Origin of the sequence: Paenibacillus sp. MSJ-34, from assembly GCF_018918005.1 — a bacterium.
Lineage (GTDB): Bacteria > Bacillota > Bacilli > Paenibacillales > Paenibacillaceae > MSJ-34.
Window position 1 is genome coordinate 75,759 of the sequence record NZ_JAHLPR010000024.1, and the last position, 18,049, is coordinate 93,807.

At 48.5% G+C, this 18,049-nt stretch carries 12 protein-coding genes; 2 read left to right on the forward strand and 10 right to left on the reverse strand.

Annotation, left to right across the window (positions count from 1 at the left end; translation table 11 throughout):
- Positions 1-356: 356 nt before the first annotated feature.
- Positions 357-923: an RNA polymerase sigma factor gene (locus tag KQI79_RS13660; RefSeq protein WP_216538799.1), complete on the forward strand. Its 567-nt coding sequence runs from the start codon at positions 357-359 to the stop codon at positions 921-923.
- 584 nt (positions 924-1,507) lie between these two features.
- On the opposite strand, the gene KQI79_RS13665 is transcribed toward KQI79_RS13660, so the two are convergent.
- The 5 genes from KQI79_RS13665 to adhE form a co-directional block, all read right to left on the reverse strand.
- Positions 1,508-1,801 (reverse strand): hypothetical protein, encoded by a 294-nt coding sequence (locus KQI79_RS13665; RefSeq protein ID WP_216538800.1) that lies wholly within the window; start codon positions 1,799-1,801, stop codon positions 1,508-1,510.
- A gap of 69 nt (positions 1,802-1,870) precedes the next feature.
- Positions 1,871-2,734, reverse strand: coding sequence for a hypothetical protein (locus KQI79_RS13670; protein ID WP_216538801.1), 864 nt, complete (start codon positions 2,732-2,734; stop codon positions 1,871-1,873).
- 764 nt (positions 2,735-3,498) lie between these two features.
- A complete protein-coding gene (pflA, locus tag KQI79_RS13675; protein ID WP_216538802.1) occupies positions 3,499-4,236 on the reverse strand; it encodes a pyruvate formate-lyase-activating protein in 738 nt (245 codons plus the stop codon).
- Positions 4,237-4,314: 78 nt separating this feature from the next.
- Positions 4,315-6,579 (reverse strand): formate C-acetyltransferase, encoded by a 2,265-nt coding sequence (pflB, locus tag KQI79_RS13680; protein WP_216538803.1) that lies wholly within the window; start codon positions 6,577-6,579, stop codon positions 4,315-4,317.
- Between the two features lie 230 nt (positions 6,580-6,809).
- Positions 6,810-9,425: a bifunctional acetaldehyde-CoA/alcohol dehydrogenase gene (gene adhE / locus KQI79_RS13685; RefSeq protein ID WP_216538804.1), complete on the reverse strand. Its 2,616-nt coding sequence runs from the start codon at positions 9,423-9,425 to the stop codon at positions 6,810-6,812.
- Between the two features lie 291 nt (positions 9,426-9,716).
- Here adhE and KQI79_RS13690 point away from each other — a divergent pair, with 291 nt between their 5' ends.
- Positions 9,717-10,436: a Crp/Fnr family transcriptional regulator gene (locus KQI79_RS13690; protein WP_216538818.1), complete on the forward strand. Its 720-nt coding sequence runs from the start codon at positions 9,717-9,719 to the stop codon at positions 10,434-10,436.
- A gap of 535 nt (positions 10,437-10,971) precedes the next feature.
- Here the strand turns inward: KQI79_RS13690 and KQI79_RS13695 are convergent.
- From KQI79_RS13695 to KQI79_RS13715, 5 genes are all read right to left on the reverse strand, one after another.
- Complete coding sequence (locus KQI79_RS13695; RefSeq protein WP_216538805.1) at positions 10,972-11,748, reverse strand: formate/nitrite transporter family protein; 777 nt, start codon at positions 11,746-11,748, stop codon at positions 10,972-10,974.
- A 50-nt stretch (positions 11,749-11,798) separates the two neighbouring features.
- The gene (gene nirD / locus KQI79_RS13700; protein ID WP_216538806.1) at positions 11,799-12,170 is read right to left on the reverse strand and encodes a nitrite reductase small subunit NirD; all 372 of its coding nucleotides are present in this window, start codon (positions 12,168-12,170) and stop codon (positions 11,799-11,801) included.
- A 16-nt stretch (positions 12,171-12,186) separates the two neighbouring features.
- Positions 12,187-14,613: a nitrite reductase large subunit NirB gene (nirB, locus tag KQI79_RS13705; protein WP_216538807.1), complete on the reverse strand. Its 2,427-nt coding sequence runs from the start codon at positions 14,611-14,613 to the stop codon at positions 12,187-12,189.
- A 203-nt stretch (positions 14,614-14,816) separates the two neighbouring features.
- A complete protein-coding gene (locus tag KQI79_RS13710) occupies positions 14,817-15,263 on the reverse strand; it encodes a hypothetical protein (protein WP_216538808.1) in 447 nt (148 codons plus the stop codon).
- A gap of 132 nt (positions 15,264-15,395) precedes the next feature.
- Positions 15,396-17,618 (reverse strand): heavy metal translocating P-type ATPase, encoded by a 2,223-nt coding sequence (locus KQI79_RS13715; RefSeq protein WP_216538809.1) that lies wholly within the window; start codon positions 17,616-17,618, stop codon positions 15,396-15,398.
- Positions 17,619-18,049: the final 431 nt, after the last annotated feature.

Here is an 18,049-nt window from a genome sequence, read left to right on the forward strand (position 1 = left end):
ATAATTGCTTAGTTACAGAGTCGTAATTGTTAGTTTTAACTCAATCATGATACTACTTTGACATAGATTGCATTGTAGATATAACTCGTATAAACACATTAACTTTTTGAATAAAGTTTCACGCCTACATTTCGTATAGCCAGGCGTTTGACAACACCACAGAGCGTGTAACCAGTTTAAGCAATCATCTATCTTAATCTAATTAGAAGCGGAAATTTGGAGTATTTCATACATCAAGTTTTAGTTTAAAATTTACATTTTAGGTATATTTTGGTATAATAAAATAAGATAATTTTACTACGTAGAGACTCACTTCCCAAATTAAGCAAATTCAGCTTCTTCTGAGAGGTGTAACGATGGAGCAATGGTTGTACTTACTAATAGGAGATTTTGAAAACCTAAATGAAGAAATTCAGAAACTGATCTACATTAATTTTAGAAATCTAATTTACAGGGATATTTATTTCTTATTAAGAAATTACCATTGGGTTGAAGACACTATACAAGAATCGTTTTTGAAAGTGGTTGCAAAAGCTCCAACATTAAAACAAAATGGTAATATGAAAGCTTGGATTAAAAGAGTCGCTCAGAATACAGCCTATGATTTTATGAAAAAAAATAAGAAATATCGTTATAATTTGGACATCGACCTCGTTAATGAAAATAAAGAATTGGCTAATGATGAAATTGCTGTTGCTGATCAAGTAGAACAAAAAATACGCAACAACTTGCTCAATCAGGCTATCTTTGAATTAAAAGAAAATTACCGAATAGTTCTATTTCTGTATTACATCGAGGAAAAATCCTATAAGGAAATTGCAAAAACACTCAATATATCCGTATCAGTTTTAACTCAACGGTTAGCTAGAGCAAGAAAAAAATTACTTCAATATTTTTTAAAAAAATGGGACGATCGAAAATGAATGATGAACAACTCAAAGATTCTCTAAAAAAGACGACACTCTGAAATTCATATTCCGGACCCGAATCCATCGTGGATTCGGGTGAAAAACACAAATTAATGAAAAGAAATAAACGTAAGGAATGGTTAGATAGAGGAACAACAAGTGATTGCTGTTGTCTGTAATTTTTACGTTTAGTCTAATTTTTAAAGCTAGAACGAAAAACGTATTTCTCTTTCTTTAAATGCGCCGTTTCACTTCTTCAGTCCGATGTCCAAACTTTACATCGTCCCAAGTTAATTCTGTCCAACATTTCGTTGTAATAGCACACCAATTCAGGTCTACTTTTTTAGTTCCGAACGATTGTCCCCAAATATTAACTTTTCGATAATCATTATAAGATATGTTAGCACTACCTTTTTCTAAAAAATCAAATACCGAGTAAAAAATTGATGGAAGGATGATTTAGCATTATGGAAAGTAGTGTTTTTTTCCTGAGATAGGGCAGCCGAGCTAACGGTAATTTAATTTTTTCCAGAAAAACGACCAGTTTTATGCAACTGTTTACTTTTCTCGTAAAGTGAGACTAGATAAAATCTAACAATTTACTTTGCTTTACTAATTGTATGAATTAACAAAAATACAGTAACAGCAATTAATGAAACTATCAGGATTTCTAATAATATTCTATCTGTGTTTATTTCATAAATTAAACTGTATCCGTTATGATCATACGAATCCATAAGTTTCCAGATCGGTGCAAAAACTGCACTTTCTCTTTCTTTGTTAGGCCCCCAAGTTTTAATGCATGGTACAAAAAAAACCCCAATTATTAATAGCAAAAACAAATAACCTGATATTAATATAATTAGCCTATCAATATATTTTTTATTTTGCATAAACCAACCATCCCCCATTAAGGTAAGATAGGAGTTGCATAAATTTAATGCAACTCCATTTTAGTAATATTAATAAGGCATTCTATCCGGAGGTTGTGGAGAATTTGCATTAGGATTTTTGGCACTGTTTGTTCTTGTCCAATAATCATTTGTTTTACTGATTTGAGTACTGTTTATACCTTCTTTTTGTTCTTCAATATAGTGATATCCTGCTTCATCTATATATTCTAAAGCCCAAGTACCAGTATAAATCTTCTTGTTCCAATAAATATATGGACGAGTAGCCCAATATGTCCATGCCGGAATATCAGCTCCTACCGTTTTAGTAGCGGTCTGTGTTACCTCTCTTGCTGCTGAAAATCCAAATTTTGCTTTTATATCTGCGTCCCCTGTGAAACCTATAGATTCCCTTGTCGTAATACTTTTGGTTTCACTCACTTTAATTGGAACGCTTGATCTGTAATTATCTTCACCTAACCATGATATGGTATAGGTATACCAGTTACCATCATAGGTCACTCTAGGCTCCTTTCCAGGTGCCCAATCATTATACCATATCACGACAGATTGAGGTGATATGCTACTTGTGCTTTGCAAACGGTTCTCAGAATTAGCATTAAACCGATCAACCTTCAACTCTAAATTATCCAAAAGTTTAGCATACTTTGGGTTTTTGGCGACCAATTCCTCTATTCCTTGTTTGAGCTTATCCTTATCGATTTTGTTAGTTTCTTTATTGTAAAAATTTGTATTTATCGGAATATGGATAGATTCAGCTACTGTAGGTGCAGGGTAAGCATTTGACCATTCTTCTGTCTGCACCTGCTTTTGCTGAACTGACTGTGTCGCACTCTCTGTTGCGTATGCAGCGGCAGATGAAATGCATAAAAAAATAGCTGTAGCAATCATTGCAATCTTTTTGAATTTAATCATTCCTTCTCCTCCTGTACCTAAAATTAGGATTTTTTTAAAACTTCATCTTGTAGCATTAACGTAGGTTAAATTAGGCATTGTTCGAGTCGGGTTACCATATATATATGATTTATTTTCCTTTTTATAGATCCCCCCCTACATTATGGCATGCTGTGTTACCTGAAGAATTGCCTCTACTTATATAACGATGCGGATACCACTAATCTAACGAAAAATTACAAAAGTAAATAGTGACCGTAAAATGTTTGAAGAAGTAAAATTGTTTGTGCAACAAATTTGGATTCTTTTCAGACAACAAAAAGTAGGGTATTCTCGGGATTGACCAAAACCACCAAGAAAGTAACCCTACTCATGAATAATGTGCACAAAATAGGCCTTAATGATGTATTTAAAATTCTAGTAAGGAGTTTGTCAAAGAAAAATTAGGATTCATCAAGAAAGAACAGATGTCTAACTTTCTAATGAACAGTACCTCCAGACAATCTACAACGAGGACATCGATTTTGCTCATCAGGCGTTTGACGCAATGAAAGCGAAGTGGGTAAAATAATACCCGAAAGAGATGGCATCATGGGAAAAGCAATTGCCCACACTACGCTTCAATATAAGCAGTTGGCAGACCAGCAATTATCTTAGCATCGAGTTCGAGTGATAACTTTCCCTAAGTTAAAGCTTCCCAAACCCCACTAACTGGAGTTCTTTTGCATAAAAATTCCGGAACCTACTTGTTAAGATTCCGGAATTCCTAATTTTTTATGATAAGTTTATATCGTCTTCGCCGCTGCCTGCCTTCCTTGCTCGATCAAGCGGTACGCCCGCGCGATTTCTTCATCCGCCGGCGAAGGCACTCCTGCGAGCGGATAAGCTTTGCCAAGCTGTTCCCACTTATATACGCCCATTTGATGATAGGGCAATATCTCGAATTTCTCGACTCCGTGCAGCGTGCCAAGCAATTCGCCGTATGCGATCAAGTCTCGCTCGTCGTTATGGATGCCCGGTACATACACGAGACGAATCCACATCTTCTTGCCGCTATCCGACAACCGTCGGGCGAATTTCAACGTCCGGTCGATCTTTTGCGCCGTTAAGGCAAGATGCTTGTTCGGATCGATATGCTTAATATCAAGCAGCACCAAATCGGTTGCATCCAGCAGTTCTTCCGCCCGCTCCGCCTCGCAAAATCCGTTCGTATCGAGCGTCGTATGCATTCCCCAGCGCCGCTTGACCTCGCGGAACAGTTCGGAGACGAATGGGGCTTGCAGCGTCGGTTCGCCGCCGGAAACGGTCAAGCCTCCGCCGGAAGCATTGTAATAAGAGAGATACGGTTCGATCTCCGCCGCCACTTCCTCGACGGACATGCTGGTCCCTTTCGTCGTGTCCCATGTATCGGGATTGTGGCAGTATTGGCATTGCAGGGCGCAGCCCTGCATGAAAAGCACGAAGCGTATGCCGGGTCCGTCAACGGTGCCGAACGTCTCTAATGAATGGATTCGACCGTTCATTTTTTTCACGCATCCTTTCTGCAGCACTGCGCCTTATTGTTCCAACATGCAGCGAATGCCTTGCAATTTGATCTTCCGTTACATCATGCCATGGAACGTACGGTTGATCACGTCCAATTGCTGTTCTTTCGTCAGCTTAATGAAGTTGACGGCATATCCGGAGACGCGGATCGTCAATTGCGGATAATTCTCCGGATGCTCCATCGCGTCGATCAGTTGCTCGCGGTCGAACACGTTGACGTTCAGATGATGGGCTCCGCTTCCGAAGTAGCCGTCCATCATCGCCACAAGGTTGGATTTGCGGACTTGATCTTCCTTGCCGAGCGCTTTCGGGACGATGGAGAACGTGTTGGAGATACCGTCCAGACTATGCTCGTATGGCAGCTTCGCAACGGAGCTAAGCGATGCGAGCGCCCCTTTCTTGTCGCGCCCGTGCATCGGATTGGCTCCCGGAGCGAAAGGCTCGCCCGCCTTGCGGCCGTCCGGCGTCGTGCCCGTCTTCTTCCCGTATACGACATTGGACGTAATCGTTAATACGGATTGAGTCGGGAGCGCGTTGCGGTACGCTTTATGCTTGCGCAGCATGCCCATGAACTTTTCCACCAATTGAACGGCGATACGGTCGACGCGATCGTCGTTATTGCCGTAGCAAGGATAATCTCCCTCGATTTCGAAATCGACGGCAATTCCTTGCTCGTTGCGGATCGGCCGAACTTTCGCGTATTTAATCGCGCTCAAGGAATCGGCCGCGACGGACAATCCTGCGATACCGCATGCCATGGTGCGCAAAATGTCCTTGTCGTGCAGCGCCATCTCGATTCTTTCATAGCAATATTTATCATGCATAAAGTGAATGACGTTGAGCGTGTTCATATACAGCTTCGCAAGCCATTCCATCATCGCCGTGAAGCGTGCCGTCACTTCCTCGTAATCGAGCACTTCGGACGTGATGCGCGGATATTCGGGACCGACCTGCTTGCCGGATTTCTCGTCGACGCCGCCGTTGATGGCATACAGCAAACATTTGGCGAGATTGGCGCGTGCGCCGAAGAACTGCATCTGTTTCCCGATCCGCATAGCGGATACGCAGCAGGCGATTCCGTAATCGTCGCCGAAGTGCGGGCGCATTATATCGTCGTTCTCGTATTGGATGGAACTGGTCTCGATCGACACCTTGGCGCAATATTTCTTGAAAGCTTCTGGCAATTTCGTCGACCAGAGCACCGTTAAGTTCGGTTCGGGCGCCGGCCCCAAATTGTATAACGTATGCAGGAAACGGTAGCTGTTGCGCGTAACCCGCGTTTCGCCGTTCAGGCCCATGCCGCCGATCGACTCGGTAACCCACGTCGGGTCGCCGCTGAACAATTCGTTGTAATCCGGCGTACGCAAAAATTTCACGATACGCAGCTTCATGACGAAATGGTCGACCAGCTCTTGCGCCTGCTCTTCGGTCAGCGTTCCTTCTTGCAAGTCGCGCTCGATATAGATGTCCAGGAACGAGGACACTCTTCCCAAGGACATCGCCGCGCCGTTCTGTTCCTTAATGGCGGCCAAATAGCCGAAATACAGCCATTGGAACGCTTCCTTCGCATTAACGGCCGGTTTGGAAATGTCGAACCCATGCATGGCGGCCATAGACTTCAGTTCGCCCAGTGCGCGGATTTGCTCGGAGATTTCCTCGCGGTCCCGAATCGTATCGGCGTCCAGCGCGTCCAATTCCAGGTTCAGCAAATCTTTCTTCTTCTCTTCGACCAGGAAATCGATTCCGTACAGAGCTACCCGGCGATAATCGCCAATAATGCGTCCGCGTCCGTAAGCATCCGGCAGTCCGGTAATAATGCCGGCGGAACGGGCTTTCCTCATTTCCGTCGTATAGGCGTCGAATACCCCTTGGTTATGGGTCTTGCGGATCGTCGTAAACATATCGACGATTTGCTGCGGCATCTCGAAGCCATACGCTTTGCAGGCGTCGATCATCATGCGGATGCCGCCGAAAGGTTGAATCGAACGTTTAAAAGGCTCATCGGTTTGCAACCCGACGATTTGCTCTTTCTCTTGATCCAAATAGCCTGGTCCGTGCGAAGTGATCGTCGATGGCGTGTTGACATCGACATCCAAAACGCCGCCGTTGTCGCGCTCTTTTTTCGTTAAGTCGGACACGATTTGCCATAGGGCTGTCGTTCTGTCCGTCGGACCGGCGAGGAATGACTCGTCTCCGTAATACGGCTTCAAGTTCGCTCCGATAAAGCTGTTCACATCCACCGTTTTCGTCCATTTTCCTTGTTTGAATCCGCGCCAACCTTGTTCCGCCTGTTTCATCACGTCTTGTTCAATCACCGACATCGTAATCCCTCCATTTTCTGTACTACATATTCAGGATATCTGTTTATTGATTTCTCCATTTCCTGAAATATAGGATTTGTCTTATCGTTTACACTTTAATTGTACAATTAGAAAGAGATTAAAGTTGTGACAAAAATCACATTCGGATGATTTTGCCACAACTTTTCTCAACTGTTATATTAATTATTCAATCTGTTATATATATTTCGTTTTATCGGTTTGAAACTGTATTATTCAAACTTGCCGTAAAACGCGTTCCGATATATTTCGGCAAGTTCCGTAACGAGCGGAAGCTTCGGATTCGCCGTCGTACATTGATCTTCGAAGGCGCGATCCGCCAAATAATCGACTTTCGCTTCAAATTCTTTGGCATCGAACCCGAGCTCTTGGAACGACTCCGGAATGCCGAGCGCCTTGTTCAGCTTGCGGATCGCCGCGATCAAGCTGCTTACGCCTTCTTCCACCGTGCGCGCCGGCAGCCCGAGAATGCGCGCGATTTCCGCATAACGCTGATCCGCGATAAAATGATCGTATTTCGGGAACGATTGGAATTTCGTCGGTTTTTTCGCATTGTAACGGATCACATGCGGCATAAGAATCGCATTGGTGCGGCCGTGCGCCGTATGATATTCCCCGCCCCATTTATGCGCCAAGCTATGGTTGATGCCAAGGAACGCATTGGCGAATGCCATACCGGCCAGCGTCGAAGCGTTATGCATTTTCTCGCGTGCGACCGGATCGCCGGTTAAGGCCGACTTTTCCAAATATTCGAATACCAATTGAATCGCTTTGATCGCAAGCCCGTCCGTATAATCGTTCGCCATGACCGAAACGTACGCTTCGATCGCATGCGTCAATACGTCCATGCCTGTATCCGCTACGGCCACTTTCGGCAAGCTATAGACGAAATCCGGGTCGATAATCGCCACGTCCGGCGTCAGCTCGTAATCGGCCAGCGGATATTTCGTATTGCCGCGCTCCTTGTCGGTAATGACAGCGAACGAAGTGACTTCCGATCCCGTGCCCGAAGTTGTCGGAATCGCTACGAATTTCGCTTTTTGGCCGAGACGAGGGTACTTGTACGTCCGTTTGCGGATATCGAGAAATTTTTGTTTCAAGTTGTTGAAATCCGTGTCCGGATATTCGTAGAACAGCCACATCGCTTTGGCGGCGTCCATCGGGGAACCTCCGCCGAGCGCGATAATGCAGTCCGGCTTGAACTGATTCATCATCGCCACGCCGCGATCCACCGTCGCCGTCGACGGATCCGGTTCAACCTCGGAGAAGATTTCGACGGCTACCGGAGTCAGCCGTTGCCGCAAGTAATGCTCCACCTTCTCCACATAACCCAATTTGACCATCATCGGGTCGGTCACGATCATGACGCGGTTAATATCGCGCATTTTGGCCAAATATTGCGTCGCGCCTTTTTCGAAATATATTTTGCCCGGAACTTTAAACCATTGCATATTCACCGTGCGGCGCGCCACCCTTTTCACATTGATTAAATTGACCGCAGTTACGTTCTGCGAGGTCGAATTCCGTCCGTACGAACCGCAGCCGAGCGTTAGGGACGGCAAGTTCGTATTGTAAATGTCGCCGATCGCGCCATGCGTCGACGGGGAATTGACGATGATGCGGCCGGTTTGCAGCCGGTCTGCGAATTTTTGGATCACTTCGTCGTCGTTCGAATGAATGACCGAGGAATGTCCCATGCCGCCGAATGCCACCATTTCGGTCGCGCGCTCAATGCCCTCGTCCGCGTTTTTCACTTTGTAGCACGCCAGCACAGGGCTTAATTTTTCCGCAGACAATGGATAGTTCGGACCGACTCCCTCGAGCTCCGCAATCAATATTTTCGTATCCTGCGGAACTTTCAAACCGAACATTTCGGCGATTTTCGCCGCAGGCTGGCCGACGATATTCGGATTGACCGCGCATGTGCCTTCCTTCATCGCTTTGCCGGACAGAATCGCCGTTTCTTCTTTCGTTAAGAAGTAGCATCCATGGGCAATGAGCAATTTTTTCACTTTGTCGTAAATCGGCTCTTCAATGATCACTGCTTGCTCGGACGCGCAAATCATGCCGTTGTCGAACGTTTTGGAAAGGATCAGATCCGTAACCGCCTGTTCGATATGGGCCGACTTCTCGATAAAGCAAGGAACGTTGCCGGGACCGACGCCGAGCGCCGGTTTGCCTGCGCTGTAAGCCGCCTTGACCATGCCCGCGCCGCCTGTCGCCAATATTAAAGCGACGTCCGGATGGTTCATAAGCGCGTTGGTCGCTTCCATCGACGGCGTCTCGATCCACTGGATGCAATCTTTCGGCGCGCCTTTGGCGACAGCCGCATCGCGTAAAATCCTCGCCGCTTCGGCGCTGCATTTTTGCGCGGAAGGATGGAAAGCAAATACGATCGGATTGCGCGTTTTGATGCTTATAAGCGCCTTGAACATCGTCGTCGACGTCGGATTCGTCACCGGGGTAATGCCCATGACGACCCCGACCGGTTCCGCGATTTTTTGGCAATTTTCATACGGATTGTCTTCGATGACGCCGACGGTTTTATCGTATTTAATGCTGTGGTAAATGTACTCCGTTGCGAAAATGTTCTTCGTAATTTTGTCTTCGTACACGCCGCGCCCCGTTTCCTCCACCGCGAGCTTGGCCAAAGCCATATGTTTGTCCAAGCCGGCAAGCGCCATCGCCTGCACGATTTCATCCACTTGCTCCTGATTGAGCGCCATGAACGCTTCTTGCGCCTTGCGCGCTTTGCGCATGACCGCATCGATTTGCTCCTGAACGGTTTGCGTCGTTTTTTCGGCTTTCAATTCGTTTTTCACTGCCATCCCAACCATCCTCCACTTCCCTAATTTCTTTTTTTGTCTGTGACACTTTTAGCATACAACAAATCATTGTCTTTGTATCGTGAAAAAATTCACAAAGTTTGAAAATTGTTTGAATTTTCATCAGCGTGAAAAAAAAGAACTGCAATTTTAACTAATTATTCATAATTGTCGACGCTTATGGGTGTTCCCTTGCGGCAATACATGTTAAAATAAGTATGTGATAATTTGCACAAACCAAATTGCAACTTCTGAATTTTAGCAAAACAAATGACGGGAGAGAGGGGAATGGGCATGGCACAATTCCAATTGAACGAACAAGCAGTAGCAGGAAATACAAGCTGTTTCTCGGAACAAAATTTGAATAGATTGTTAGAAGCGATGAAAGAACGCGTTTTTTCCAACGATACTCATCTGTTCTGGGAAGGAGACGAGGCGGATAAGCTTTATTATTTGAAAAGCGGGCGCGTGAAAATTACGAAATCGACGGACGAAGGAAAAGAACTGATCCTCTATATGTACCGGTCGGGCGATCTGATCGGCCATGTCGATCCGTTCAACCAATCGAGACACGGCTTCACCGCCGAAGTGTTGGAGCAATCCGTCGTCGGCGTCGTGGAACAAAAAGATTTGGAACTGCTCATCTGCCAATATGCCGATTTCTCCATCGATTTTATGAAGTGGATGGGCATCCATCATCGGCTGACGCAAACGAAATTCCGCGATCTAATGCTTTACGGCAAGCCGGGCGCGTTATGTTCGACCTTAATCCGGCTAGGCAACACGTATGGGGAGAAAACCGATAAAGGCATCCTGATTAACAAAAAAATTACGCATACCGATCTGTCCAACATGATCGGAGCGACGCGCGAAAGCGTCAACCGGATGTTAAGCGATCTGCGCAAAAAAGAGGCGATCGATTACGATAACGGACTTATCGTCATTCAAGATTTGCAGCAATTGCGGGAAATTTGCCATTGCGAAATGTGTCCGAACGAGATTTGCCGGATTTGATTTCCTTGCTCTCCCCTTCCCCTTCGCCGGCTGCTTCGTAGATGGCGGATAGCCGCGCAGCGAAATACCGCTGCCGGCTGACGGCGCCAGCGGGCGGGCTAACGAAACGTATACACTGCGGATGTTAACGTAACTGTATCACGCTAATGAGGGGAAAAGGGCGGTAAAACCGCCGATTTCCAATGAATAAGGATACGTAGTTTCGCTAAAATGGGGATGTCTTCATTTTGAGTCGAATAAGAATTGCTAGTTTCGTTAGTGCCAAACAAGGAGCGTAGGTCCGCGCGCATCGCCTTTGAAATGAAGCGAGGTATCCGCTTCTGTATGCGCGATAAAGCGGCGGCGATTTATGAAATTGACTCTCTTCACAGGAATAGTAAAATGGCATTCAACCCGGCGACGGATTGGATGTCATTTTTATTTTATTTACTTTCTTCTCGGGCCGAAATCAGCGCTTCTTGTCTGTTCAAGGGAGATTTATGCCTAAAAAAACAAATGAACCGAAATCAATCGGCCCATTTGCGCTAGAATACAATTATTTGCTTTTATTTGAGACAAACCAATACATCATTCCCATAAACAAAGCGCCGCCGACAATATTGCCGAGCGTTGCCGGTATCATATTGTGAAACCAGCCGGCAATCGATACCGTCTCCGGATGCGTCGGCAGCATAACCGCCAGGCTGAGCACCGTCATATTGGCGACACTATGCTCGTAACCGGATGAGATAAAGGCGTACAAGCACCACCAGATCAGAATGAGCTTTGCCGTATCTTCCTTCGCCCTGCTCGCGGTCCAGATGGATAAGCAGACAAGCCAATTACATAAAATGCCGCGGCAAAATATTTCCAATGCGCTTAAATTCATTTTTTTCGAGGCGACCGTAAATAATAGATGATCCGGAGGAATGTCTTTAAATATGCCTCCTCCAACGACTAAAGCGCACAGGATGAGCGCTCCGACCAAATTGCCGAGCCATACGGTCCCCCAATTTTTCAACAAATCTCCGACGGACGTTCTTCGCTCCAACGTACTGATCGCGAAATACATATTCGCTCCGGTAAACAATTCCGCTCCGGCGAATATGACGAGCGTCAGCGCAATGCCGAACGATACCCCCATCACCAAATTGTAGGCGGGCGAATGTTCCGCGAAGAACGGCGCTCCGACGATATTGATCAATACGATCCCGATGCCGACATACGCTCCGGCCAGCCATGAGGACATGAAATACCGCAGCCAGCTTTGCCGCATCGCTTCTTTCTTGGATAAAGCGGTATGAACCATAGACTCTACGCTCGTTTTGTACATCTGGCCCACTCCTCTCCTTGCAGTCTCAGGCAGTCATCCGCATCCGCTTCTCATTCCCGGAATGAAGGAGTCATTCCGATTTGAACCTCTCCGCCATCGGTAACGCGCACGCGAAAGGTTTGCACGCTCCCTGTGTCCGGCGCCTGCACTAACCCGTCCGCCATATCGATTTTCCAATCGTGCAGCGGTTCGTACAAATATCGGCCCGAAACGATTCCTTCCGCAAGGGGCCCGCCTTTCGGATGAGGGCTCTTGTTCTCCAAGGCGAACACATCGCCTTCTTCCGAACGGAATACCGCGATCTCCTTCCCCCGAAGATGAACGACCCGCCCGATTCGGACGATAAATTCGTTTATGTTTCCAACGGTGTAATACGTCAGCTTCTTATCGCTTGAAGATTGATGCGCTTGTACCGATTTCATCGCATTCCCCTCCTTTTTACGCTTGAATATCCTCATACAACGCGCTGCGGACAGACGCATCGTTCAACACTTTGCGCCACGGATCTTCCGTTTGCTGCAATGCCAACTCCATCCGTTCGACGAGGGCGCGACGCGATTCCATATTGTCAACCGCCGCATTCTTGACCGCATCCAAACCGATTCGTTCCACCCACTCCGACGTCCGTTCCAAATATGTGCCGGTTTCACGATAAAACTGCATCACGGCGGCGGTAATTTCGATTAACTCCTCATCCGTCTTAACCTTCGTCAGCAGATCGGCCAGACGCGGCTTAATTCCGCCGTTGCCGCCGACATATATTTCCCAGCCGCCTTCGTTGCCCACAATTCCGATATCTTTCGTACAAGATTCCGCACAGTTGCGCGGGCAGCCGTTGACGGCCATTTTGAATTTCGCCGGGAAGTCGAGCCGTTCGAATTTGCGTTCGAGCAGCGCGCCCATGCCCATGGAGTCTTGCGTGCCGAAACGGCAGAATGAAGAACCGACGCATGTTTTGACAGTACGGAGCGATTTGGCGTACGCATAGCCGGACGGCATGTCAAGCTCCTCCCATACTTTCGGCAAATCCTGTTTCTTGACGCCGATTAAGTCAAGCCGTTGTCCGCCCGTCATTTTGACGACCTTGACATCGTATTTCACGGCCACCTCGGCGATTTTTTTCAATTCCTCCGGCGTCGTAACGCCGCCGTACATGCGCGGCACAACGGTATAGGTACCGTCCTTTTGGATGTTGGCGTTCATCCGTTCGTTGACGAAACGGGACGATTTGTCATCTTCATATTGGACAGGGCGGATCATGCCTAAATAGTAATTCAGCGCGGGACGGCATTTCGAACAGCCCTCCAAATTGCGCCAACCGAGCACATGCATCGTTTCTTTAATCGTTCCGAGTCCCTTCTCGCGAATCGCCGCCACAATCTCGTCACGGCTAAGCGCCGTACAACCGCAAATGCCCTGCTTGCTCGCAACGGCATCGTATCGCTCGCCTAATTCCAGCTGCAATAGTTGTTCAACCAACGGTTTGCATCCGCCGCAAGAACGCGTCGCCCCCGTTTGGGCTTTAATTTCGTCGACCGTCGTCAAACCTTGCTCTCTTATAGCGTCGACGATCGCTTTCTTGTTCACTCCGTTGCAGCCGCATATGATTTCGTCGTCGGCCATCTCGGCGGCCGCGTTGCTCTTTTCCGCACCTCCGCAGCAGCCTGTTCCCATGATGGAAGCATACATCTCTTTCGTCATTTCTTTGCCCGTTTTAATCCACTGCTGCAGGCGGGACGATTCGGATACGTCCCCGAACAGCACGGCGCCTACGACGCGGTTGCCGCGCAGCAATATTTTTTTGTACGTATTGTTCCAATCGTCCTGCGTTCGAATCACTTGCAGATCCGGCCTGTTCTCGAATTCCCCGGTTGAGAAAACGTCGACGCCGGAAATTTTCAATTTCGTCGACAGCACCGACCCTTCGTACGGCTTCGTCTCCACACCGCATATATGTTTGGCAAGCACCATGCCCTGCTCGAACAACGGCGCGACCAAACCGTAACTGACGCCGCGATGCTCGCAGCATTCTCCGACCGCATATACGTCCGGAGCGGACGTTTGCATGAAATCGTTGACGATAATCCCCCGATTGAAGTTGATTCCGCTTGTTTTGGCCAGTTCGGCATTCGGACGAATGCCTACCGACATGACGACGAAATCCGTCTCGAGTTCCGTGCCGTCGTCAAACCGCAATCCGCTTACTCTTTGCTCCCCCGCTATTTCCACCGTTCGCTTGCCCATTGCGAATTTCAAGCCTTGCCGTTCCAATTCGCGCTTCAACATGGCCGCCGCCTCGTCATCCAACTGGCGTTCCATCAATCTGTCTTCCAGATGAACGACGGTTACGTCCATGCCTAGCCCGAGCAAACCTTTGGCGGCCTCCAAGCCAAGCAATCCGCCGCCGATTACCGCCGCTTTCTTGAATGTGCGCGCGGCTTCGATCATCCGGCTGCAGTCTGCAATGTCTCGGAACGAGACGATTCCCTCCTTATCGATTCCGGGAATAGGAAGCATGACCGGATTCGAACCTGTTGCGATAATACATTTATCGTATGCGACCGAGACGCCCTTGTCCGTGTGCACCGTTTTGTTTGCCGTATCGATATGAGTCACGGTTGTTCCGGTATGAAGCGTAATATTATTTTCCCTATACCAATTCCAGTCGTTTAAAATAATATCGGAAATCGATTTGCTTCCCTCAAGTACATAGGACAGCATAATCCGGTTATAGTTCGGATGCGGCTCACTGCCGAATACGGTAATATCGAACGATGAAGACAGCTTCATTACTTGCTCCAGCGCACTGACGCCCGCCATTCCGTTTCCGATCAATACAAGCTTCTCGCGCTCTTGGCTTCGCATATCGAATACCTCCCCTGTGTACGAAGTAATTCGAGTATACATTCAACGGTTTTCGAACGATGTGATAAATTTCACAGCGCAGAACGCCAAGTTTGAACGATAATGCAAAGACCGGATCCATCGCGCGCTCGTCGCGCTTTAGATCCGGTCTTCGCCGTATGTATGCCGCTATTCCATTGTAATTATGTATGCAAATCGAATTTTTATTTGATAAGGTTGGAGGACGGGTCGACTTCCGTCGTTTTCACGAAAATTTCAACCCGGTCATTTTCATTCAGCATATGATTTAACGGTTCTGCGGATACTTCCTTATCATTCACTTTAATCCCCCACTCCATCGTCGGATCGAGGGCAACATCGTTGACGGACACGATCGATTCGCCGTCTTCGGAAACCTTGACGATCCCGCTTCCTTCCAGAATATCGCGTACTTTAATGCCTTCCTTAAAGTCGGCGATGATCGTATTCGTCAAGTTTGGCACAATTTTCCCGCCGTTGATTTCGAGCGTCGTCGTCGGCACTTTCTCCGTTTTCAATTCGGACTCCATTCGAGGTGCTTCCGTCTGAAGCGCTTCCTTCGGCGAGCACGCGCTTCCGGTAATCAGCAATAGCGCCGTGCCAGCTCCGAATATGAGCTTCGTCAACTTCATAACTACACTCGCTTTCTAGTTGTAATCGTACTTAATAGATTCATTATGCAACAAGATAAGCGCGAAAAAGTTTCAAAGAGATGACAATTTCGTTGGAAACAAGCGAATGCGCGTGCAGATCCGCTCCGGCGATTAGCGCAATTTCGCTTTTTGCAGCCTTAGCGCATTGACGATGACGGACAGCGAACTAAGCGCCATCGCCGCCCCCGCAACCCACGGGGCAAGCAAGCCGGCGGCGGCAATCGGAATTCCGATCGCATGATACGCCAGCGCCAGGAACAAATTCTGTTTCATATTGTTCATCGTTTTATGGCTTAAGTGGATCGCGTCGGGAATGCTGTTCAAATCTCCCCGAAGCAGCGCGACATCCGCGGCTTCCATCGCAATCTCGGATCCGTTGCCGATCGCGATGCCAATATCGGCCGCGGCCAATGCCGAAGCGTCTTTGATGCCGTCTCCGATCATCGCCACTTGATGGCCTTGTACCTGCAGCTTGCGTACCGCTTCCGCCCTGTCTTGCGGCAGAATTTCCGCAAGCACGTGCACGATTCCGGCCTGATTGGCGATCGTTCGGGCCGTGCCGCGGCTGTCGCCGGTCAGCATAATGACTTCGATGCCCATCTGTTTCAGGCGCAGAATGGCGGCAGAGGCCGTTTCTTTCAGCGCATCGGATACGGCGGCGATCCCTGCGTATTTCCGGTCGACGGCAATGAGCATCGCCGTTCTCCCTTGCGCTTCCATACGCCCAAGTTCCCGTTCCGCTCCCGAAATATCGATTCGATGCTCATGCATCAACCGCCGATTGCCGACCAGCACTTGACGGCCTTCCACGTCGGCTGCGACGCCGAGTCCGGCTTGCGCTTCAAAGTGCCGCACGCAATCCTGGCTTCCCGCAAGATCGATATCCGCGCGCTGCGCGATTCCGTGAAAGATCGCCTTCCCGAGCGGATGGTCGGATTGCTTCTCCGCGAGCGCCGCTAAGCGCAGCACCGTCTGTTCGTCCCAATCGCCGGGAATGACGACCGTTTCCCGCAGCAGCGGCTTTCCTTGCGTAATCGTGCCTGTCTTATCGAAGACGATGATGTCCACTTCATGCGTAGTTTCCAGAAACTGGGCGCCTTTAAACAAAATGCCGAGCGCCGCGGCGCGGCCCGAACCGGTCATCACCGAAATCGGGGTCGCGAGGCCAAGCGCGCACGGACAAGCGATGACCAGCACCGCTATGCCGGCCTCCAGCGCCGCCGCGAAATTGCCCGATTGAACAAACATATACCAAATGATCGAAGTCACGACCGCAAACGTGACGACGATCGGAACGAAGACGCCGGCCACGGCGTCGGCCACCCGTTGAATCGGGAGCGGTTTCGCGCTTTGCGCTTGGGCAACCGCTCTTACGATTTGCGACAGGGCCGTATGTTTCCCGATTCGCGCGGCCCGCACGAGCAAACGGCCCGATTCGTTCATCGTGGCGCCGAACACGGTGTCGCCAGGTTGTTTCATCACAGGCGCGCTGTTGCCTGTCAGCATGGATTCGTCAACGTCGGAAGCGCCTTCAACGACTTCGCCGTCGGCCGGAATCGGCGCGCCGGGTCTGACCAGCAATAGATCTCCGACCGCGACATCGGCCGCCGGCACTTCCGTTTCCTCGCCGTCCTTGACAAGGATTGCCGTCTTCGGCTGCAATTCGACGAGCGATTTGAGTTCCGCCGACGTTCTCCCTTTCGCTACCGCTTCGAGCAGTTTCCCGAATACGACCAGCGTAATCAAGATCGCGCTGGTTTCGTAATAAATGCCCGGCATTTGGTGAAATTGTCCGACCCAGCGCAGCGTCGCCGCCAAGCTGAACATATAAGCCGATGTCGTTCCAAGCGCGACGAGAACGTCCAAATTGGCGCTCCCGCCCTTTAACGCCCGATATGCGCCAACATAAAACGGTTTGCCGATCCAGAACTGCACCGGCGTGGCCAGCGCGAACTGAACCCACGGATGTTTCAGAAATTCCGGCACGTATATCCAGGACAGCCATGAGAAATGGCTTGCCATCACCCACAACAGGGGAAAAGAAAGCAGGGCCGAGACGATCAACCGTTTCTGTTGGAACCGGATTTCCATTTGCCGCTCCGTTTCGCCGGAGTTCGCTTCTTCTTCGACAATCGCCTCGTATCCGAGCTCTTCCACCTTCTCGATAATATCGAATACCGACAATTCGGCCGGATCGTATTCGACGCGCGCCGATTCGAGCATCGCATTTACATTCGTTTGTTGTACGCCCGGAAGATCGTTCAAGCCTCGTTCGATCGCGGCGGAGCATGCCGCGCAAGTCATGCCTCGGATGCGAAAGTCTTTCGTCTCCATCGCTATCGACCTGCCGATATACTGCCTGTGGTTTGATTTCTTTGGGCTTGGTTGCTTGTTGTTTGCATGACCGTCAACTCCTTATAACTTCAATGACCGCTCTTGCCGAAAGACGAGCCTTCGAATCTAATTTTACTTTCTATCATAATCATACCCCTGTCCTATGGCAATATCAAACGCAAGCGAGAGGAACGGATGGAAGGCGCAAGATCGGGCTGGATCGCAAGTTGCCTTCGCGTTATAATACAAGGCAAGAGACGAAGAACGTCCCGATCCATTTCCGTTATGAATGGAACCGGGACGTTTTTATTTATAGGATCTCGGAATAAACCGGGCGATTGAGGCTCAATTTGGGGTGCTTGAGTTAAAATTATCGATGTAAACGTGTTTTTGAAAGCAATTTTCAAAAATGCGTATGCTAAAGAACCCGA

Excerpts from the sequence above, each read along its gene's own strand:
- KQI79_RS13660 (WP_216538799.1), top strand. The coding sequence starts at position 357 with ATGGAGCAATGGTTGTACTTACTAATAGGAGATTTTGAAAACCTAAAT.
- KQI79_RS13665 (WP_216538800.1), bottom strand. The coding sequence starts at position 1,801 with ATGCAAAATAAAAAATATATTGATAGGCTAATTATATTAATATCAGGT.
- KQI79_RS13670 (WP_216538801.1), bottom strand. The coding sequence starts at position 2,734 with ATGATTAAATTCAAAAAGATTGCAATGATTGCTACAGCTATTTTTTTA.
- pflA (WP_216538802.1), bottom strand. The coding sequence starts at position 4,236 with ATGAACGGTCGAATCCATTCATTAGAGACGTTCGGCACCGTTGACGGA.
- pflB (WP_216538803.1), bottom strand. The coding sequence starts at position 6,579 with ATGTCGGTGATTGAACAAGACGTGATGAAACAGGCGGAACAAGGTTGG.
- adhE (WP_216538804.1), bottom strand. The coding sequence starts at position 9,425 with ATGGCAGTGAAAAACGAATTGAAAGCCGAAAAAACGACGCAAACCGTT.
- KQI79_RS13690 (WP_216538818.1), top strand. The coding sequence starts at position 9,717 with ATGGCACAATTCCAATTGAACGAACAAGCAGTAGCAGGAAATACAAGC.
- KQI79_RS13695 (WP_216538805.1), bottom strand. The coding sequence starts at position 11,748 with ATGTACAAAACGAGCGTAGAGTCTATGGTTCATACCGCTTTATCCAAG.
- nirD (WP_216538806.1), bottom strand. The coding sequence starts at position 12,170 with ATGAAATCGGTACAAGCGCATCAATCTTCAAGCGATAAGAAGCTGACG.
- nirB (WP_216538807.1), bottom strand. The coding sequence starts at position 14,613 with ATGCGAAGCCAAGAGCGCGAGAAGCTTGTATTGATCGGAAACGGAATG.
- KQI79_RS13710 (WP_216538808.1), bottom strand. The coding sequence starts at position 15,263 with ATGAAGTTGACGAAGCTCATATTCGGAGCTGGCACGGCGCTATTGCTG.
- KQI79_RS13715 (WP_216538809.1), bottom strand. The coding sequence starts at position 17,618 with ATGGAGACGAAAGACTTTCGCATCCGAGGCATGACTTGCGCGGCATGC.